This window comes from Pseudomonas sp. NFACC05-1 (genome assembly GCF_900100135.1).
Classification (GTDB): Bacteria; Pseudomonadota; Gammaproteobacteria; order Pseudomonadales; family Pseudomonadaceae; genus Aquipseudomonas; species Aquipseudomonas fluorescens_Q.
Genome location: NZ_FMTR01000002.1, coordinates 269,622 through 288,661 on the forward strand (window position 1 = coordinate 269,622; position 19,040 = coordinate 288,661).

The 19,040-nt window shown below is 62.5% G+C and carries 23 protein-coding genes; 7 read left to right on the forward strand and 16 right to left on the reverse strand.

What is annotated here, in order from left to right; all coding sequences use genetic code 11:
• Window positions 1-53 precede the first annotated feature (53 nt).
• The gene (gene rpoH / locus BLO97_RS05440; protein ID WP_003177476.1) at window positions 54-908 is read left to right on the forward strand and encodes an RNA polymerase sigma factor RpoH; all 855 of its coding nucleotides are present in this window, start codon (window positions 54-56) and stop codon (window positions 906-908) included.
• A gap of 180 nt (window positions 909-1,088) precedes the next feature.
• Here the strand turns inward: rpoH and mtgA are convergent, their stop codons facing one another.
• A complete protein-coding gene (mtgA, locus tag BLO97_RS05445) occupies window positions 1,089-1,811 on the reverse strand; it encodes a monofunctional biosynthetic peptidoglycan transglycosylase (protein WP_063323956.1) in 723 nt (240 codons plus the stop codon).
• A 73-nt stretch (window positions 1,812-1,884) separates the two neighbouring features.
• Between mtgA and BLO97_RS05450 the strand changes: the two genes are divergently transcribed.
• Window positions 1,885-2,256, forward strand: coding sequence for a DUF423 domain-containing protein (locus BLO97_RS05450; RefSeq protein WP_092150057.1), 372 nt, complete (start codon window positions 1,885-1,887; stop codon window positions 2,254-2,256).
• Window positions 2,257-2,279: 23 nt separating this feature from the next.
• Here BLO97_RS05450 and BLO97_RS05455 read toward each other — a convergent pair whose 3' ends face one another.
• A complete protein-coding gene (locus BLO97_RS05455; protein ID WP_092345232.1) occupies window positions 2,280-4,247 on the reverse strand; it encodes an acyltransferase family protein in 1,968 nt (655 codons plus the stop codon).
• A gap of 262 nt (window positions 4,248-4,509) precedes the next feature.
• Here BLO97_RS05455 and thiS point away from each other — a divergent pair, with 262 nt between their 5' ends.
• The 3 genes from thiS to trmB are packed head-to-tail and all read left to right on the forward strand — an operon-like array spanning window position 4,510 to window position 6,294.
• On the forward strand, window positions 4,510-4,710 hold the full coding sequence (gene thiS, locus BLO97_RS05460) for a sulfur carrier protein ThiS (RefSeq protein ID WP_018609493.1): 201 nt from the start codon (window positions 4,510-4,512) through the stop codon (window positions 4,708-4,710).
• A gap of 54 nt (window positions 4,711-4,764) precedes the next feature.
• Entirely contained in the window at window positions 4,765-5,559 is a 795-nt protein-coding gene (locus BLO97_RS05465; protein ID WP_003177480.1) for a thiazole synthase, read from the forward strand.
• 9 nt (window positions 5,560-5,568) lie between these two features.
• Window positions 5,569-6,294: a tRNA (guanosine(46)-N7)-methyltransferase TrmB gene (gene trmB / locus BLO97_RS05470; protein ID WP_018609495.1), complete on the forward strand. Its 726-nt coding sequence runs from the start codon at window positions 5,569-5,571 to the stop codon at window positions 6,292-6,294.
• 144 nt (window positions 6,295-6,438) lie between these two features.
• Here the strand turns inward: trmB and BLO97_RS05475 are convergent, their stop codons facing one another.
• The 10 genes from BLO97_RS05475 to BLO97_RS05520 all read right to left on the reverse strand — a co-directional run bounded on the left by BLO97_RS05475 (window position 6,439) and on the right by BLO97_RS05520 (window position 13,503).
• Window positions 6,439-6,762, reverse strand: a complete 324-nt coding sequence (locus BLO97_RS05475; protein ID WP_003177482.1) for a DUF3392 domain-containing protein — start codon at window positions 6,760-6,762, stop codon at window positions 6,439-6,441.
• A gap of 21 nt (window positions 6,763-6,783) precedes the next feature.
• Complete coding sequence (gene hemW / locus BLO97_RS05480; RefSeq protein ID WP_092345234.1) at window positions 6,784-7,983, reverse strand: radical SAM family heme chaperone HemW; 1,200 nt, start codon at window positions 7,981-7,983, stop codon at window positions 6,784-6,786.
• Entirely contained in the window at window positions 7,980-8,576 is a 597-nt protein-coding gene (gene rdgB, locus BLO97_RS05485; protein WP_092150066.1) for an RdgB/HAM1 family non-canonical purine NTP pyrophosphatase, read from the reverse strand. The genes hemW and rdgB overlap by 4 nt, the downstream gene beginning before the upstream one ends.
• Entirely contained in the window at window positions 8,573-9,007 is a 435-nt protein-coding gene (locus BLO97_RS05490; RefSeq protein WP_092150069.1) for a DUF4426 domain-containing protein, read from the reverse strand. The genes rdgB and BLO97_RS05490 overlap by 4 nt, the downstream gene beginning before the upstream one ends.
• A 25-nt stretch (window positions 9,008-9,032) precedes the next feature.
• Complete coding sequence (gene metW, locus BLO97_RS05495; RefSeq protein WP_003206492.1) at window positions 9,033-9,653, reverse strand: methionine biosynthesis protein MetW; 621 nt, start codon at window positions 9,651-9,653, stop codon at window positions 9,033-9,035.
• A 7-nt stretch (window positions 9,654-9,660) separates the two neighbouring features.
• A complete protein-coding gene (locus BLO97_RS05500) occupies window positions 9,661-10,800 on the reverse strand; it encodes a homoserine O-succinyltransferase MetX (protein ID WP_063323960.1) in 1,140 nt (379 codons plus the stop codon).
• A 262-nt stretch (window positions 10,801-11,062) separates the two neighbouring features.
• Entirely contained in the window at window positions 11,063-11,356 is a 294-nt protein-coding gene (locus BLO97_RS05505; protein ID WP_092150072.1) for a DUF167 domain-containing protein, read from the reverse strand.
• A gap of 5 nt (window positions 11,357-11,361) precedes the next feature.
• Window positions 11,362-11,952, reverse strand: coding sequence for a YggT family protein (locus tag BLO97_RS05510; protein WP_063323962.1), 591 nt, complete (start codon window positions 11,950-11,952; stop codon window positions 11,362-11,364).
• A 10-nt stretch (window positions 11,953-11,962) separates the two neighbouring features.
• Window positions 11,963-12,781, reverse strand: coding sequence for a pyrroline-5-carboxylate reductase (gene proC, locus BLO97_RS05515; RefSeq protein WP_072346212.1), 819 nt, complete (start codon window positions 12,779-12,781; stop codon window positions 11,963-11,965).
• A gap of 35 nt (window positions 12,782-12,816) precedes the next feature.
• Window positions 12,817-13,503, reverse strand: a complete 687-nt coding sequence (locus tag BLO97_RS05520; RefSeq protein ID WP_077508447.1) for a YggS family pyridoxal phosphate-dependent enzyme — start codon at window positions 13,501-13,503, stop codon at window positions 12,817-12,819.
• 53 nt (window positions 13,504-13,556) lie between these two features.
• On the opposite strand from BLO97_RS05520, the gene BLO97_RS05525 reads away from it, so the two are divergent.
• Window positions 13,557-14,591 carry a type IV pilus twitching motility protein PilT gene (locus BLO97_RS05525; protein WP_072346214.1) on the forward strand — a complete coding sequence of 345 codons (1,035 nt, stop codon included), beginning with the start codon at window positions 13,557-13,559 and terminating at the stop codon, window positions 14,589-14,591.
• A gap of 183 nt (window positions 14,592-14,774) precedes the next feature.
• On the opposite strand, the gene BLO97_RS05530 is transcribed toward BLO97_RS05525, so the two are convergent.
• On the reverse strand, window positions 14,775-15,386 hold the full coding sequence (locus tag BLO97_RS05530; protein WP_072346216.1) for a C40 family peptidase: 612 nt from the start codon (window positions 15,384-15,386) through the stop codon (window positions 14,775-14,777).
• A 249-nt stretch (window positions 15,387-15,635) separates the two neighbouring features.
• Between BLO97_RS05530 and BLO97_RS05535 the strand changes: the two genes are divergently transcribed.
• Window positions 15,636-16,064, forward strand: a complete 429-nt coding sequence (locus BLO97_RS05535) for an NINE protein (RefSeq protein ID WP_003206477.1) — start codon at window positions 15,636-15,638, stop codon at window positions 16,062-16,064.
• A gap of 123 nt (window positions 16,065-16,187) precedes the next feature.
• Here the strand turns inward: BLO97_RS05535 and BLO97_RS05540 are convergent, their stop codons facing one another.
• From BLO97_RS05540 to pyrR, 3 genes are read right to left on the reverse strand one after another with little or no spacing between them, the layout of a single operon-like run.
• Window positions 16,188-17,459, reverse strand: coding sequence for a dihydroorotase (locus BLO97_RS05540; RefSeq protein WP_072346220.1), 1,272 nt, complete (start codon window positions 17,457-17,459; stop codon window positions 16,188-16,190).
• A complete protein-coding gene (locus BLO97_RS05545; protein WP_003177495.1) occupies window positions 17,456-18,460 on the reverse strand; it encodes an aspartate carbamoyltransferase catalytic subunit in 1,005 nt (334 codons plus the stop codon). Before BLO97_RS05545 ends, BLO97_RS05540 begins: the two co-directional genes overlap by 4 nt.
• A 24-nt stretch (window positions 18,461-18,484) precedes the next feature.
• On the reverse strand, window positions 18,485-18,991 hold the full coding sequence (pyrR, locus tag BLO97_RS05550) for a bifunctional pyr operon transcriptional regulator/uracil phosphoribosyltransferase PyrR (protein WP_003206474.1): 507 nt from the start codon (window positions 18,989-18,991) through the stop codon (window positions 18,485-18,487).
• Window positions 18,992-19,040 lie beyond the last annotated feature (49 nt).

Genomic DNA, 19,040 nt, shown 5'->3' on the forward strand with positions numbered 1-19,040 from the left:
CAATTTTCGCAGTGCTGAACTGCACGAGTTATGTGAGTCGGAGGTTTTTTCGTATGACCACTTCTTTGCAACCTGCTTATGCTCTGGTCCCGGGTGCGAACCTGGAGGCCTATGTGCACACGGTGAACAGCATCCCCTTGCTGACCCCCGAGCAGGAGCGTGAACTGGCCGAGAGTCTCTATTATGAGCAGGATCTTGAGGCGGCTCGGCAGATGGTGCTCGCCCACCTGCGTTTTGTCGTACATATCGCCCGCAGCTATTCCGGCTACGGGCTGGCCCAGGCCGACCTGATCCAGGAAGGCAACGTCGGCCTGATGAAGGCGGTCAAGCGCTTCAACCCGGAAATGGGCGTGCGCCTGGTGTCGTTTGCCGTGCACTGGATCAAGGCGGAAATCCACGAGTTCATCCTGCGCAACTGGCGCATCGTGAAAGTCGCGACCACCAAGGCCCAGCGCAAGCTGTTCTTCAACCTGCGCAGCCAGAAGAAGCGCCTGGCCTGGCTGAACAACGAAGAAGTCCACCGCGTGGCTGAAAGCCTGGGCGTAGAGCCGCGGGAAGTGCGCGAGATGGAAAGCCGCCTGACCGGCCATGACATGGCTTTCGACCCGGCCGCCGAAGCGGACGACGACAGCGCTTTCCAATCGCCGGCCAACTACCTGGAAGACCACCGGTACGACCCGGCACGTCAACTGGAAGATGCCGACTGGAGCGACAACTCCAACACCAACCTGCACGAAGCCCTGGAAGTGCTGGACGAGCGCAGCCGCGACATCCTCTACCAGCGCTGGCTGGCCGAGGAAAAAGCCACGCTGCACGACCTGGCGCAGAAGTACAACGTGTCGGCCGAGCGGATTCGTCAGCTTGAGAAGAGCGCGATGAACAAGCTCAAGGTGTCGATTGCGGCTTGACCTGCGGCAATGGCCTTAAAAAACGCCCCGATCAGCGATGATCGGGGCGTTTTTGTTCGGGCTTGATAGTTTGAATTCACTGCCAATTCTGTTGGAGCGAGCCTTTGTGGCGAGGGAGCTTGCTCCCGCTGGGCTGCGTAGCAGCCCCAAGCATTTGCCTGACACACCGAGTCGTCGGGGCTACTGCGCCCAAGGTGCTCGCCGCGAATCATTGAGCCCCAGCAAATAACTGTCGCCCCCCAACTGGCTCATCTGCTGGCGAATCCAGCTCGCCCTGCGCAGCACGTAAGGGCTCGGCCGGCTGGCGCTCCATTTCCGCGGGTTAGGCAAGACCGCCGCCAACAGGCTGGCCTGCTGCCGGGACAGCGCGTCGGCGCTGACGCGAAAATGATGCCGTGCTGCGGCTTCGGCCCCGAACACACCGTCATCCCACTCGACGCTGTTGAGGTACACCTCAAGGATCCGCTGCTTGGGCCAGAACACCTCGATCAGTGCGGTGAACCAAGCCTCGAGACCCTTGCGCAGCCAGCTGCGGCCCGACCACAGGAACAGGTTCTTGGACACTTGCTGGCTGAGGGTGCTGGCGCCGCGAATCGAACCGCCACGGCCGTTGTGGGCGAACGCCGCCTGGATCGCGCCGATGTCGAAGCCCCAATGCTCGGGGAATTTCTGGTCTTCGCCAGCAATCACTGCCACTTTCAGGCTATCGGAGATCTGGTCCCAAGGCTGCCAGGTGCGCTGGAGGTCGATCGGTTCGCCGCCGAACCAGGATTCAACCTTGCGCTCGATCATCAGCGCCGTGAACGGTGGCGGCACTACGCGAAACAACAGCACCAGCACAACACTGCCGACGGCGAACCAGAGCAGGGCTTTAACGAATCGTCGAAACAGTAAACGCAGCATAGAGATGGCTTGGCCGAACCCGTCGAGCGGGCCATTATACAGACCCTGCCCACCGAGTCTGATTGGAGTTCTCATGTTGCGTAGCTTTCTGATGCTGGCTGCTTTTTTCGGCTTCACGGGCGTGGCACTGGGAGCATTTGCCGCCCACGGCCTGAAAAACCGCCTGAGCGCCGAGTACCTGGCGATTTTCCACACCGGGGTCACCTATCAACTGGTGCATACCCTGGCGTTGCTGGGCGTTGCGCTGCTGGCCACGCACATCCCCGGGCGCATCGTCACTTGGGCTGGGGTCTCTTTTGTGGTGGGCATCCTGTTGTTCTCCGGCAGCCTGTACCTGTTGACGCTTACGGGCATCAGCAAGCTGGGCATCATCACACCGTTCGGCGGCGTGGCGTTCCTGATCGGTTGGCTGTGCCTGGGTCTTGCCGCCTGGCGCCTCGGTTAACGGTGCCGACAATTTGCACGCTTTCAGCCATTGAGCAGGGCTTTCATGAAAGAAGGCGCAAGGAGGCGATTGCCATGGCCGCTGAGGTGATCACCGTCGCGAAAAATCGGTTTGTCGTCGCGATAGGCCGAACAAGTCGGGCCTGGACACAGCAGCGGCAGCGGATCCCAGATGCGTAGCATCGAATATTGACGGGCCAAGCGGTCGAGCAGCGCCATTTGAGCTGCCCGTAGCTGATCAAGTCGATCTCGCGTGATGGTGAACCCGGGGGTGCAGATCGGGTTCATCCGGTTGAACCAGTCCGAGCAGCGATAGGGCGGGGCTTTGAACAGCGGCATGGGCGCATTGATCAGCACCCGCACCTCGGCAGCCATCAAGCGCCTCAGGACCGTTTCAGCAGAAATCCGAGCCTCCACCATCTTCCCGGGCGTGAGCTCAGCAAGCACGTCATTGAACACGGTTTCCTCGCCCCGTGCCCATTCGCGCCCTGCCAGCTCCGGCATGCGTAAAGAGGCGAGAAAGACGATATCACCCGGTTTGGCCCGCGCCTCGATGTCGCGCAAGGCCTTTTCCCGGGCTGGGGCGCAGGCACCCTGTGGGTCGGGTGCGATAAGACTGGCCACCGGGCAGCCGCCGCGCTCGTATTCCACGACCCTGATGCCGAGTTGTCGTGAGGCGAGGCTCAGCATTGTGCGATAGGCCGCTGCGTGCGAATCACCGAAAACAAACAACTGGCGACCCTGCAATGGCGAGTCATTGATGGATTCGCTGGCCGGCCGTTGCGGTAGCCGCCTGGAGAACCAGGTGTAGGCATCGCGGGTCTGGCTCAGTGACACGGCTTCGGGGTTTTCGCTGACCCAGCGCGCACCTGACCATGACAGGGCGAGCGCGCAAAGCCCTGAGGTAATGGTGATCCAGGCGCGGCGTTGGAACATCGAATCGCCGGTGCGCAGCGGGGTCTCGACCCAGTGATAGGAGGCAGCAGCCAATGCCATGACGATCACCGGGTAGGCCAATTGCACGACCAGCAGCTCCAGGCCGGTGGTCCAGCGCAGGAGCACCAGAACCGGCCAATGCCAGAGATACAGGGAGTAGGACAGCCGGCCGATGTAGGTCGCGGGCGACGATTGCAGCAATCGCAACAGCCGCGATGAGGGCGCGGTTTCCTGCGCCACGGCTGCAATGATCAACAGCGTGCCCGAAACCGTGATGAGCGCCCAGGGGAAGGGGAACTGTCTTTCATCGGCGAGAAACAATCCGCTGGTCACCAATGCGAGTCCGCCGAGCAAGGCGACCTGGGATACGAAAGGCGATGTTGGAGCGAGGCGTCCTGTTGCGATCATCTGGAAGAGGATCGCTCCTGCGGCCAACTCCCAGAATCGACTGGGCAGCAGATAGAAGGCTTCAAGAGGGTGGTCCCGTGTCTCAAAGGCGCTATAGGCCAGTGATACCAGCGCCAGCAGAGGCAGCAAGGTCCAGACCAGTTTGCTGCGCTCCCGGTAGCGCAACCAGAGGAAATGGATGAGGGGAAAAACCAGGTAGAACTGCTCTTCTACCGCCAGGGTCCATGTGTGGGTGTAGGGGTTAAGCTGAGTGGAAGGTGAGAAGTAGGTGTCGGTGTTCCACGCCAGCACGAAGTTGCTCAGGCCGAAGAAGGCGGCCAGCCCGGTGCGGTCATTCTGGGCGCTGAGCCAGGCTTGCGGCACGAACATCGCCGAGAGCATCCCGCACACCAGCAGCATTGATAGCAAGGCCGGCACGATACGCAGGAATCGTCGGCGATAGAAATCCGCCAGATAGGCCACGAAGCTCAGGTTGGCGCGAGCGGACAGCGACTGGCTGATGACGTAGCCCGAGATGACGAAGAAGATATCGACGCCGGTAAATCCACCGGGCAAAGCCTTCAGAAAGTCGGCGTGGAAAATGATCACGCTCAGGACTGCAAGTGCGCGCAAGCCGTCGATGGCGGGAATATGCTGAGTGCTGGCCACAGGCGCCTCTCGTGGTTCTTCCTTTTGTGAGATTCATTTGGAGGCAAAGAATATAGGTGGGGTATGGCGCGGCTTGAACCGTGAAGTTGTTTCAGGGTTAGTCCCCGTTTACGACACGGGTGGTTGAGGTGCGTCCTGAAAGCCGAGCCTTGCCGCCGGGCGGCTGGGCTGACCGGGCGGTCCATTTCATGACGAATGGCTTGGGTCCCCCAGACTGATCGGGCTAGAATGCCAGCCCCTAAAAATGATGGCGGCATCCGGCATGCGCATTCAGTTGAACGGCGAACCCCTTGATCTGCCCGACGGTGAAACCGTTGCGGCCCTGCTGACCCGTCTGGAACTCACCGGGCGTCGGGTGGCGGTGGAACTCAATCTGGATATCGTCCCGCGCAGCCAGCACGCCGAAACCACCTTGAACGACGGCGACAGCGTCGAAGTGGTCCACGCCATCGGCGGCGGCTAGTCGCCTCGGTTTCGCAGCCTTTCGCAAGAACCTCACCCCAACAGAGGATTTCCCATGAGCATCGTTCGTAGCGACAAGCCCTTCGTCCTGGCCGGTCGTACCTACCAGTCGCGCTTGCTGGTAGGCACCGGCAAATACCGCGACATGGAAGAAACCCGCCTGGCCATCGAAGCCTCGGGCGCCGAAATCGTGACCGTCGCCGTGCGCCGGACCAACATCGGCCAGAATCCGGGCGAACCGAACCTGCTGGATATCCTGCCGCCGGATCGCTACACGATCCTGCCGAACACCGCCGGCTGCTTCGATGCCATCGAGGCCGTGCGCACCTGCCGCCTGGCCCGTGAACTGCTCGACGGCCACAACCTGGTGAAGCTGGAAGTGCTGGCGGACCAGAAAACCCTGTTCCCCAACGTGATCGAAACCCTCAAGGCCGCCGAAACCCTGGTCAAGGAAGGTTTCGACGTGATGGTCTACACCAGCGATGACCCGATCATCGCCCGCCAGTTGGCGGAAATCGGCTGCATCGCGGTCATGCCGCTGGCCGGCCTGATCGGCACGGGCCTGGGGATCTGCAACCCGTACAACCTGCAGATCATCCTGGAAGAAGCCAAGATCCCGGTGCTGGTGGATGCCGGTGTCGGTACCGCCTCCGACGCCACGATCGCCATGGAGCTGGGTTGCGAAGCGGTGTTGATGAATTCCGCCATCGCCCACGCCCAGCAGCCGATCCTGATGGCCGAAGCGATGAAACACGCGATTGTCGCCGGTCGCCTGGCGTACCTGGCTGGCCGCATGCCGAAAAAACTTTACGCCAGCGCCTCCTCGCCGCTGGATGGTCTGATCAAGTAAGAGCCATTGATGACTGAATCGAACGACACGCCGGTCCTGCCGGAAGAAGGCGAAGAGCGCCAGCACCGCCGCATCAAGAGTTTCGTGATGCGCGCCGGGCGCATGACTGAAGGCCAGCAGCGCGGCCTGGAGCAGGGTGCGCCGCTGTTTGTCCTGCCGCTTGCCGATGCGCCGGTGGATTTTGACCAGGTGTTCGGCCGCTCGGCCCCGCGCTCGCTGGAAATCGGCTTCGGCATGGGGCATTCGTTGCTGGAAATGGCCGCCGCTTCGCCGGAGCAGGATTTCATCGGTGTGGAAGTCCACCGTCCCGGTGTCGGTGCGCTGCTCAACGGCGTGCTGACCCAAGGGCTGACCAACCTGCGGGTCTACGATTGCGACGCCATCGAAGTGCTCAACCGCTGCGTGGCCGACAACAGCCTCGACCGACTGATGCTGTTCTTTCCGGACCCTTGGCATAAAAGCCGCCACCACAAGCGCCGTATCGTCCAGGCGTCGTTCGCTGAGCTGGTGCGCAGCAAGTTGAAGGTCGGTGGTGTGCTGCACATGGCCACGGACTGGGAACCCTACGCCGAATACATGCTGGAAGTGATGAACGTCGCGCCGGGCTATCGCAACCTGGCCGAAGACGGCAAGTGCGTCCCGCGCCCGGCTGAACGGCCGATCACCAAGTTCGAGCGCCGTGGCGAGCGGCTGGGGCATGGGGTTTGGGATTTGAAGTTCGAGAAGTTGGCGTAAAACCCGAAGATCCTGTTGAAATGGGATCTCCTGTGGGAGCGAGCTTGCTCGCGATGGCGGCATAGCAGTCAACATTGATGTTGGATGTTATGGCCCCATCGCGAGCAAGCTCGCTCCCACAGTTGTTTTGTGGTGTCTGAGGGATCAGCGCCGATCCGCCACCACGCCAATCAACACCAGCACCACCAACAACACCGGCGCCAGGCTGTAGTTGTTGAACTGGCTCAAGCCCCGGACGACCCACGGCGTGGCATAGATCAGTGCCGCGCCGCTGCCGATCATGCACAGCAGGGCGATCAACGGTACGCGCAAGGCGCCGGCGATGCTGCCCAGGCGTTGCTCGACCCAGCCCTTGATGTCGGCACCAAACAACACCAGCAGGCAGCCTACCAAGGCCAGGGAGATTTCCGACAGGTTGCTGCGGCTCCAGCGGGACACGGTGGCGAGCAGGTCGAGTACCAGATCCATTCGATTTCCTTGTTTGGGTAATTAGCTCAAAAATGTCTGCAGCAAGTCGTTGAGAAACAGCTGTCCGCGCTCGGTGGCCGCCAGACGTGTCGGTTCGACCTGCAACAGCCCGCTTTGTTCGGCCTCGCGCCGGCCTTCGGCCAGGCTTTGCAGGGGCAGGCCGGTGCGCTGCGGAAATAGTTGCGCGTCAACGCCTTCGGTCAGGCGCAGGGCGTTCATCAGGAACTCGAACGGCAGCTCTTCGTTGGTCAGGGTTTTCTCCCCTGCCAGGAAGCGCTTGGCCGGGTTGAGATAGTCCTTGGGCAGGCGGGTCTTCCAGGTGCGTACGATGCGCCCGTCCGGATGGCTGAGCTTGCCGTGGGCACCGGCACCGATGCCGATGAAGTCGCCGAAACTCCAATAATTGAGGTTATGCCGCGCCGCCCGACCGGGTTGGGCGTAGGCCGAGACTTCGTATTGGGCGTAGCCGTGCTCGGCCAGCAGGGCTTGCCCGGCTTCCTGGATGTCCCACAGCGTGTCGTCTTCGGGCAAGGTCGGCGGCTGGTTCCAGAACACCGTGTTCGGCTCCAGCGTCAGTTGGTACCAGGACAGGTGGGTCGGCTTCAAGGCGATGGCTTGGCGCAGGTCGCCCAGGGCGTCGTCGAGGGACTGGTCGGGCAGGCCATGCATCAGGTCCAGGTTGAAGTTATCGAACCCGGCCCGACGGGCCATGCCGGCGGCGCGCACCGCCTCGTCACCGTTGTGGATCCGTCCCAGGGCCTCGAGCTTGGCCTGCTGGAAGCTCTGGATGCCGATGGACAGGCGATTGATGCCCAAGGCCCGGTAAGCGACGAATTTTTCTTGCTCGAAGGTGCCGGGGTTGGCTTCCAGGGTGATTTCAATGTCCTGGGCGAAGGGTATCCGCGCCTCGACACCCTTGAGCAACCGCCCCAGGGCTTGGGCGCTGAACAGGCTCGGGGTGCCGCCACCAAAAAAGATCGAGCTCAACGGGCGACCATGGGCCGCATGCAGATCCTGGTCGAGGTCGGCCAGCAAGGCGTCGACATATTCCTCTTCCGGCAACTGCGGGCTGGCGGTGTGGGAGTTGAAGTCACAATACGGGCATTTGCGCACGCACCACGGGATGTGGACGTACAACGCCAGGGGCGGCAGCACTGGCAGTGGCACCCGAGGTGTTTGTGCACCGCCGTGAATCAGCGGTGCGGGAGAATCAATGGTCATTGCAGGCCCAGGCGTTGACGCAGCAGGGCCATGGCGCGGGCGCGGTGGCTCAGCTGGTTTTTTTCCACCGGGCCCAGTTCGGCGCTGGAGCAGTTGCGCTCCGGCACCCAGAACAACGGGTCATAGCCAAAACCGTGCTCGCCGCTGGCTTCGGTGAGAATGCGCCCGTGCCACAGGCCTTCGCAGAGGATCGGCAGCGGATCATCGGCATGGCGGACCAGGGCCAGCACACACACGAACTGCGCGCCGCGCTCGGCTTCGGGCACGTCCTTGAGGGCGTCGAGCAGCTTGGCGTTGTTCGCCGCGTCACCTTTGCCGTCAGCGTAACGGGCCGAGTAAATGCCTGGCGCGCCGCCCAGGAAGTCCACGGCCAGCCCGGAATCGTCGGCCAGCGCTGGCAGGCCCGAGATGCGTGCGGCATTGCGGGCCTTGAGGATGGCGTTCTCGACGAACGACAGGCCGGTCTCTTCCGGCTCCACCTGGCTGAACTCGCCAATCGAGCGCAACTGCACCGCCCCGCCGAGCATGGCCTGCAGTTCCTTGAGTTTGCCGGCGTTGTGGCTGGCCAGTACGAGTTGGGTGAAATTGATCATTGGCCCGGGAACAGTTCCTGGTTGAAGTTGATGGTGTTGATCTTGTCGCCGGTTTTCACCTTGATCTCGAAGGTGCGGGTTTCCTGTTGGTCCACTGGATACTGGGCGATGTAATATATCGCGCCTCGTTCGGTGATCTGGCGGAAGGAGAGGGGGACTGTCTTGCTGGTCAGGTCCTTCACCGTGCCGCTGACGTCGGCGATCAATGGCTTGCCGCTTTTGATCACCGAGACATTGATCACGCCTTGGTTCTTGCTGCGAATCAGCTCGGCAGCCTTGGCGATATCCGGCGTCAGGAAGGTGGAGTTGAAGGTGTTGTAGTGCACGGTGATATCACCGAACACTTCCTTGCGCTCGCCCTTGATAGCGTCGGCGGCCATGGCGCCAACGCTCAGGCAAGCGGTGATGAGAAACAACGCTAGACGGTTCATGTCGTGCTCCTGGTGAGGCCGGGGCTCACACCGCGACCTGATAATCGGTAAGGCCTGGGCTGCTGACCCGATAGATGCCTATCTCACCTAACAGATTAGGCCATAGCTTGCTGGCCCACCCGTGGCGGTGCTGCTGGTCCACGGCCAGGCGATCGATGACCTTGGCTTCACGCTCGCGGCACAGCGCTTCGAAATCCTCGAAGGTGCAAAAGTGAATGTTCGGTGTGTTGTACCAGGTGTAGGGCAGGAACTCCGAGACCGGCATGCGGCCCTTGCTCGCCAGGTACCAGCGGCAACGCCAGTGGCCGAAGTTGGGGAAGGTGATGATGCACTGGCGTCCGACCCGCAGCATTTCGTCGAGGATCTTGTCCGGGTAGTGCACCGCTTGCAGGGCTTGGGTCATGACCACGATGTCGAAGCTATTGCTGGCAAAGTTGCCCAGGCCCTTGTCCAGGTCCTGCTCGATCACGTTGATGCCCTTGGCGACGCACTCGGCAATGTTGTCCGGGTCGTTTTCCAGGCCGTAGCCGCTGACTTGCTTGTTGTCCCGCAGCCAGGTCAGCAGTTCGCCGTTGCCGCAGCCCAGGTCGAGCACGCGGCTGCCGGCGGGGATCCATTCCTGGATGATTTCCAGATCGGCTCTCATGGCGTCCTCACAGCGTTATACGGTTCATGTAGTTGCCGAACGCCTGCAGGTAGCGCGGGATCGGGATCAAAAAGGCGTCGTGACCCTGGGGCGCGTCGATTTCCAGGTAGCAGACGTCCTTGCGCGCGGCCATCAGCGCGTCCACCAGCTCCCGCGAGCGCGCCGGGGAGAAGCGCCAGTCGGTGGTGAACGACATCACGCAGAACTTGGCGGTGGCATTGGCGAAGGTTTTCGCCAGGTTATCGTCGAAGTTCGCTGCCGGATCGAAGTAATCCAGTGCCTTGGTCATCAACAGGTAGGTGTTAGCGTCGAAACGCCCGGAGAACTCTTCACCCTGATAACGCAGGTAGCTCTCGACCTGGAACTCGACGCTGTGGAAGTCGTAGTTGAGCTTTTCGCTCTTGAGGCCACGGCCGAATTTCTCGCCCATGGAGTCGTCGGACAGGTAGGTGATGTGCCCGACCATCCGCGCCAGCATCAGCCCGCGCTTGGGGATCACGCCGTGTTCCTGGAACGAGCCGCCGTGGAATTCGGGGTCGGTGAGGATCGCCTGGCGCGCCACTTCGTTGAAGGCGATGTTCTGCGCCGACAGCTTGGGCGCCGAGGCGATTGCCAGGCAGTGGCGCACGCGGTCCGGGTAGGTGATGGTCCACTGCAAAGCTTGCATGCCCCCCAGGCTGCCGCCGATCACGGCGGCCCACTGGCCGATTCCGAGGCGGTCGGCCAGGCGTGCCTGGCTGTGGACCCAGTCTTCCACGGTCAGCACCGGGAAGTCGGCACCGAAAGGTTTGCCGGTGTCCGGGTTGAGGCTGCTGGGGCCGGTGGAGCCGTTGCAGCCGCCCAGGTTGTTAAGGCTGACCACGAAGAACTTGCTGGTATCGATGGGCTTGCCCGGGCCGATGCAGCTGTCCCACCAGCCGGGCTTGCGGTCGTCGACGCTGTGGTAGCCGGCGGCGTGGTGATGCCCCGACAAGGCGTGGCAAATCAGCACGGCATTGCTCGCCGTGGCATTGAGGGTGCCGTAGGTTTCGTAGATCAGGTCATAGGCTGGCAACGAACGGCCGCAGGCCAGGGCCAGTGGCTCGCTGAAATGCGCCATTTGCGGCGTCACCAGACCAACGGAATCGGGGGGAAAGGCAGCTGGCATCGACCCTGCTCGCGTTGAAATGAGGCGTAAGTCTAAAGACCGCTGTGGCAGGCGGCAAGCAACGGGCGGCGCTGATTGTTCCTTGAGTGAAAACCCTGTGCCGGATGAGTTTCCTTGTGGCGAGGGAGCTTGCTCCCGCTGGGGCGCGAAGCGGCCCTATCAGGCCGATGTCCCGTACCATAGGTAATAGCGCGTTGCCTGGTTGGGGGCTGCTTCGCAGCCCAGCGGGAGCAAGCTCCCTCGCCACAGGGTTGGTCATTCATCAGGTGGGCCGGACGAGGCCCGGCAACTCCGGCAGCTTCTTCGGCGAATGAATCCGCACCCGCTTCTGCCGGTTCAACTCGCCACTGATCAGGCTGACCTGGCTCTTGGACACGCCAAACGCCTTGGCCAGGAACGCCATCAGGTACGCGTTGGCCTTGCCCTCGACCGGCGGGGCGGTGAGGCGGATCTTCAGGCGGTCACCGTGCAGCCCGGCGAAATCATCGCTGCGGGCTGCCGGTTGCAGGTGACACTCCAGGATCAGGTCGTCGCCATCCCAGCGAAAGTAGCTCACTGGGGTCAGATCAGCAGGCGCAGGATTTCCGGCATCATGGTGATCGCCGCCAGGTTGTTGATCACCAGCATGTCGATCAGCTTGAGCACCATGAACGCCAGGATCGGCGAGATATCCAGGCCGCCAAGGTTCGGCACGATACGACGGAACGGCGCCAGGGCCGGTTCGCAGATCTGGTTGACCAGTTCGGCACCTGGGTTATGGCTGCCCGGCGCGACCCACGACAGGATCACGCTGATGATCATGGCGAAGAAGAAAATCTTCAGGAACAGCGCGGTCACGCCAATGAGCGACCAGATCAGCAGTTGCAACGGGTTGCCGGTGGTGCCGTAGGTCAGCAGCAGGGTCAGGGCCATCAGCGCCAGTTGCACCAGGATCGCCAGTACCAGCGAGGACATGTCCAGGCCGAACACGCTTGGGATGATCCGGCGCAGTGGCTTGAGCAGCGGCTGGGTGGCCTTGACGATGAACTGGCAGAGCGGGTTGTAGAAGTTCGCGCGCACCAGTTGCAGCACGAAACGCAGCAGCACGATCAGCAGGTACAGGCTGCCGAGGGTTTGCAGCACGTAGACCGCTGCAGTGTTCAATCCAATCATGAATAACTCCTTATTGGCCCAGTTGTTCGGCCATTTCGGCCGAGCGGTGCGCGGCGGCGCCGAGTGCTTTTTCCACCAGGGCTTCGAAGCCCCCGGCCTGGAACGATTTGATGGCCGCTTCGGTGGTGCCGGCCGGCGAGGTCACGCGGCGGCGCAGCTCGGCCGCGTCGACGTCGCTGGAGACAGCCATGTGTGCGGCGCCTAGTGCGGTCTGCAAGGTCAGTTGGGCAGCGGTTTCCCGGGGCAGGCCGAGTTTCTCACCGGCGGCGGTCATGGCTTCGATCAGCAGGAAAAAGTACGCCGGGCCCGAGCCGGAGACGGCGGTGACGGCGTCCAATTGCTGTTCGGTGTCCAGCCACAGTGCCAGGCCGACAGCCGACAGCAGTTCCTCGGCCTGCTGGCGTTGTGCGGCGGACACTTGGGAAGTAGCGAACAGGCCGCTGACGCCCTGGCGCAGCAGTGCCGGGGTGTTGGGCATGCAGCGTACGATCGGCTGCTCGCCGAGCCAGTTGTTCATGCTGGCGCACGTGATGCCGGCGGCAATCGACACCACCAGTTGATGAGGCTTGAGGCTTGGGCGCAGGGCCGCGCAGACGGTTTTCATCGCTTGCGGCTTGACCGCCAGCACGATGACGTCCGCGCCGTCGATGGCCTGGGCGTTGTCGGCGAAGGTTTGGATGCCGTGTTCGCGGCTCACCCGGTTGCGGGTCTCTTCACCCGGATCGCTGGCGCGGATCAGGGAAGCGTCCAGGCCCTTGGCCCGCAGGCCGCCGATCAGGCTGGCGGCCATATTGCCGGCGCCGATGAAGGCAATACGCGTGTTGCTCATGACAGGTCCTTATAAAGAGATGAGTCGGCCATGTTTCAGGATTGACCGTAGTCGCGGGCGCCGAACAGGGCCGTTCCGATGCGCACCCAGGTGGCGCCTTGGGCAATCGCTGACTCAAGGTCGTGGCTCATGCCCATGGAAAGGGTGTCCAGCGGTAGCGCCAGGCTGGCTTGCAAGCGTTGGACCGCGGCGAAGGCAGCATCCTGGGCGGCGCGGTCTTCGGTGGGTTCGGGAATCGCCATCAATCCGCGCAGTTTCAGGCGGGGCAGGGCGCTGATAGCGCTGGCCAGGGCGGGCAGGTCCGCTGGGGTGCAGCCGGATTTGCTGGCTTCACCGCTGACATTGACCTGAATGCAGATGTTCAGCGGTGGCAAGTCGGCCGGACGCTGCTCGGACAGACGCTGTGCAATTTTCAAGCGATCCACGGAATGCACCCAGTCGAAATGTTCGGCGATAGCGCGCGTCTTGTTCGATTGAATGGGGCCGATGAAGTGCCAGATCAAGGGCAGGTCGGTCAGTTCGAGCTGTTTGCCCAAGGCTTCTTGCAGGTAGTTCTCGCCGAAGTCCCGCAGGCCGGCGGCATAGGCTTCGCGCAGGGCCTGGACGGGTTTGGTCTTGCTCACGGCCAGCAGTTTGACACTGTGTTCGGCACGCTGGGCGGCCTGCTCCGCAGCGCGGATGCGCGAACTAACCTGAGCGATGTTGTCTGCTATCGTGGACATAAAGAAGCGCCAGCGGTGAGGTTCGCGGCATTCTACTGGAATTGAGGAGCGCTATGGATATCACTGAGTTACTGGCGTTCAGCGCCAAGCAGGGCGCGTCGGACCTGCACCTGTCCGCCGGGCTGCCACCGATGATCCGCGTTGATGGCGATGTCAGGCGCATCAACCTGCCGGCATTGGACCACAAGCAGGTTCATGAACTGATCTACGACATCATGAACGACCGGCAACGAGTAGATTACGAAAAGTTTCTGGAGACCGATTTTTCCTTCGACGTGCCGGGCGTGGCGCGGTTCCGGGTCAACGCCTTCAACCAGAATCGCGGTGCGGGGGCGGTGTTTCGGACCATTCCGTCGAAAGTCCTGACCATGGAAGACCTGGGGATGGGCGAGGTATTTCGCAAAGTGACCGAGGCGCCTCGCGGACTGGTGTTGGTGACCGGGCCGACCGGTTCAGGCAAGTCCACCACATTGGCGGCCATGATCGATTACTTGAACAGCCACAAGCACCATCACATCCTCACCATCGAAGACCCTATCGAATTCGTTCACGAACCGCGCAAATGCCTGATCAACCAGCGTGAGGTGCACCGCGACACCCAGGGTTTCTCCACGGCCCTGCGTTCGGCCCTGCGGGAGGACCCGGACGTGATCCTGGTGGGGGAGATGCGCGACCTGGAGACTATTCGCCTGGCGCTGACAGCCGCGGAAACCGGGCACCTGGTGTTTGGCACCCTGCACACCACATCGGCGGCCAAGACCATTGACCGGGTGGTGGACGTGTTCCCCGGCGACGAGAAGTCCATGGTTCGTTCGATGCTGTCGGAATCACTGCAGGCGGTGATTTCCCAGACGCTGGTCAAGAAGATCGGCGGCGGCCGGATCGCGGCGCATGAAATCATGCTGGGCACCTCGGCCATTCGGAACCTGATCCGTGAAGACAAGGTGGCGCAGATGTACTCGGCCATCCAGACGGGGGGTTCGCTGGGAATGCAGACTCTGGATATGTGCCTGAAGGAACTGGTGAACAAAGGCTTGATCAGCCGCGAACATGCGCGGGAGCGGGCGCGTACGCCGGATAATTTCTGAGGCGGGGAAACGGTCAGTAAGGCCTGATACGGTCCCTGTGGCGAGGGAGCTTGCTCCCGCTGGGCCGCGAAGCGGACCCAAAATAATTGGGTCCACAGAGATCATGGGTCTGTTTTGGGGCGGCTGCGCCACCCAGCGGGAGCAAGCTCCCTCGCCACAGGGGGGGCCGGTGAGCGCTTCAGATCAGCGCTGAACCACGCGCATCGCACCCGGCTCTTTCGGCAGCACGCGCTTGGCCACCACGTAATGGGTGTTCCAGTACGGTTTGTTCAAGGTGTCGATGCTCACCGACTTGCCACGGCGCGGGGCGTGGATGAAGCGGTCGTTGCCCAGGTAGATGGCCACGTGGTTGACCCGGCGGCTCTTGAGCTTGAAGAAGATCAGGTCACCGGGCTTGAGGTCCTTGCGCTCGACTTTCTCGCCATGACCGGCGGCCATGGCGTTGGAGGTGCGCGGCAGGTCGAAGGTGGCGTCGTTGAAGGCGTATTTCACCAGTCCGCTGCAATCGAAACCTTTACTTGGGCTACTGCCGCCCCAACGATAAGGTGTGCCCAGTACATTCACGGCGCGACTCAACACATTGCTGCTCGCTTTGGTCGCCATCGGCGGGACCAGCTTGCTGTTGGTCGTGCTCACGCGCTGGGCGCTTGGCTTGTCCTTGCTCAAGGAGGCAGAGACATGGGATTTCGGGGTATAGCCGTTGACGTTGGGAAGACGTTGCTCACGATTGGTGGCGTGGGCGGCCAGTGGCAATAATAGGCAAATGGTTAGCCATGTCTTGAAAAATGGACGCATTAGGCAAGGCTCTTAAAGGTTGGCGCGCAACTTTATAACAGCTTTTTTTGCCATTCCGAGGCCGTTTGTCGATTCGAAACGCAGCGAAAAACCCGGCGAAATGCGACAAATTGACCTGATTGTCCGACAGAACCCCTATATCACGGGGCTTTCGCCGGTTCGAATCGCCCAGGACCGCTTGTCGGCTGGACACGAAAAAGTCACAAAAACTCCGAAAAAATTTATCTATCGAGGCAAAAGAGGCCATTCATGAACAGCTATCAGCAGGACGCAATCCGCGATACCCACAGCAAAGTCATTGGGTATCTGCTGTGGATTTTCGGTTTTACCGGCGCCCACCGTTTCTATTACGGCAAGCCGGTCACGGGCACGATCTGGTTCTTCACCTTCGGCCTGCTGGGCATTGGTTGGCTGATCGACCTGTTCCTGATCCCGGCCATGGATCGCGAAGCGGACCTGCGGTTTACCCCGGGGCCTATCGAGTACAGCGTGGCGTGGATTCTGCTGACGTTTCTCGGGGTGCTGGGCGTACACCGCATGTACCAGGGCAAATGGCTCAGCGGGATCCTTTACTTGCTGACTGGCGGGGTATTTTTCCTGGGGGTGCTATATGACTTCTGGACGCTGAATGATCAGGTGTCGATCCGTAATGCGCAGAAGCGTGGGGCTTTTCAGTAAGACCTGGTCGCCTGCATCGCGAGCAAGCTCGCTCCCACACTGGATTGAGGTGTTCACACATCATGTGTTCACCAAAGATCCACTTGTGGGAGCGAGCTTGCTCGCGATAGGTGCGGCGCGGTATCAGGCCTGGTGAGTAATCCGCCCATCCATCAGGGTGTAACGCACCGCACCCGGCAGGCTATGGCCGATGAACGGGCAGTTGTCACCCTTGGAGCGCCAGGCTTCACCGGCCACGGTGGACGCGGCGGGGTCGAACAGCACCAGGTCCGCCGCGGCGCCCACCGCCAGTTTCCCCGCCGGCAATTGCAGCGCCTGGGCCGGGCCGTCGCTCAGGCGTGCCAGCAGGGTCGGCAGGTCCAGCAAGCCGTCTTCCACCAGCGTCAGGGCTAGCGGTAGCAGCAGTTCGACACTGCTGATGCCCGGCTCGGTGGCGCCGAACGGTGCCAGCTTGGCATCGCGCTCATGGGGTTGGTGGTGGCTGGAGATGGCCGAGATCACCCCGGATTTCACCGCCTCGCGCAGGCCATCGCGGTCGGCGCGGGTGCGCAGTGGCGGCTGGACGTGGTAGACGCTGTTGAAATCGATCAGCGCTTCGTCAGTCAGGATCAACTGGTACAGCGCCACATCGGCGGTCACCGGCAAGCCGCGGGCCTGGGCCTGGGCGATCAGTGCCGCACCGCGAGCACTGGTCAGTTGGCTGAAGTGCGCGCGCACGCCGCTTTGCTCGACCAACAGCAGGTCCCGGGCCAGGGCCACGGTTTCGGCGGTTTCCGGGATGCCCGGCAGGCCGAGGAAACTGGCGGTCGGGCCTTCGTGGGCCAGGCCACCTTCGGCCAGGTCGTGGTCCTGGGAGTTGAAGATCACCGTCAGGCCGAAGGTCGCCGCGTATTCCAGGGCACGGCACAGGGTACGGGTGTTGCGGAAACTGTTCAGGCCGTTGCCGAACGCCACGCACCCGGCGTCGCGCAGGGCGATGAGTTCGGCCAGTTGCTCGCCGTCCAGGCCCTTGCTCAGTGCGCCAATCGGGAAGACCTTGGTGTTGCCGGCCTCGCGGGCACGGTCGAGGATCAGTTCGGCGACGGCCGAGGTGTCCAGCACCGGTTTGGTCTGTGGCGGACAGCACAGGCTGGTCACGCCACCGGCAGCGGCGGCCCGGGTTTCGCTGACGATGCTGCCTTTGCGGCTGTAGCCCGGTTCGCGCAGGGCGACGTTCAGGTCCACCAGGCCAGGGGCGGCCACCAGGCCATGGGCGTCGAGGACCTCGACGGCCACGAAGCCGACCGGAGCGGCGCCCAGGGCGACGATCTTGCAGGCATCGATATGGATATCAGTCACTTGATCCAGGCCACTGGCTGGATCGATCACGCGTGCGCCGAGAATGCTGAGCTTCACTGGGCGTTCTCCTGGTCGAATTGGCGCTGGGCCGTTTGCCCGCTCATGGCCATGGACAGCACGGCCATGCGGATGGCGATGCCGTAGGTCACCTGATTGAGAATCACCGAGTGCGGCCCGTCGGCCACCGCCGACTCGATCTCCACGCCGCGGTTGATCGGCCCTGGGTGCATGACGATAGCGTCCGGCTTGGCCCCGGCCAGGCGGGCGGTGGTCAGGCCGAACAGGCGGTAGAACTCGCCTTCGCTGGGCAACAGGCCGCCGGTCATGCGCTCGCGTTGCAGGCGCAGCATGATCACCACGTCCACATCCTTGAGGCCTTCGGTCATGTCGGTGTAGACCTTCACGCCGTATTGCTCGACGCCGATGGGCAGCAGGGTCTTCGGCGCGATCACGCGGATGTCTGGGCAGCCGAGGGTCTTGAGGGCCAGCATGTTCGAACGGGCCACCCGCGAGTGCAGGATGTCGCCGACGATGGCCACCGACAGGTTCTCGAAGCTGCCCTTGTGCCGACGGATGGTCAGCATGTCCAGCATGCCCTGGGTCGGGTGGGCGTGACGGCCGTCGCCGCCGTTGATGATCGCCACCTGTGGGCAGACGTGCTCGGCAATGAAGTGCGCTGCGCCGGAATCACCGTGGCGCACGACGAACATGTCGGCGGCCATGGCTTCGAGGTTGCGCAGGGTGTCGAGCAGGGTTTCGCCCTTGCTCGCCGAGGACGTGGACACGTTGAGGGTGATCACGTCCGCCGACAGCCGCTGGGCCGCCAGCTCGAAGGTGGTGCGGGTGCGGGTGGAGTTTTCGAAGAACACGTTGCAGACGGTCTTGCCGCGCAGCAACGGGACTTTCTTCACCGCCCGGGCGCCCACTTCGAGGAACGAGTCGGCAGTGTCGAGGATTTCCGTCAGCAGCTCGCGGCGCAGGCCGTCGAGGGACAGGAAGTGCCGCAGCTGGCCCTGATCGTTGAGCTGCAGCGGGCGCTTGGTTTCGAGAGGCGTCATCGCGATGGACTCTTACAAGGGCAGTTAAAGGGCAAGGTCTTGCAGTTCGAGTTGCAGTGGCGACGGCCCGGAGAGCTTGACCCGCTCATGGGCGGCCAGCGTCAGCGTCGCGCCGACCACGTTCGGCCGGATCGGCAGCTCGGCGGCGTCCAGGTCCAGCAGGCACACCAGCGTCACGCTGGCCGGGCGGCCGTAATCGAACAGTTCGTTCATGGCGGCGCGGATGGTCCGGCCACTCATCAGCACGTCGTCGATCAGCACCAGGTGCTGGCCTTCGATCTCGAACGGCAGGGCCGAGGGGCGCACTTGCGGGTGCAGGCCGTTCTGGCTGAAGTCGTCGCGGTAGAAGGACACGTCCAGGGTACCCAGTGGTGATTGGCTGCCCAGTGCTTCGAGCAAGGCCTGGGCGACCCAGACACCACCGGTGCGAATGCCGATGTAGCGCGGGTCACTGATGCCGCGGTGTTCCAGGTGTGCCTTGAGACGAATCGCCATCTGGCTGATCAGTTCGGCAGGATTGGGCAGGCTCATGCTGGCTCCTTCAGGTTCCCGCGCCGGTGGTGAGTGGCGCGGCTTATCG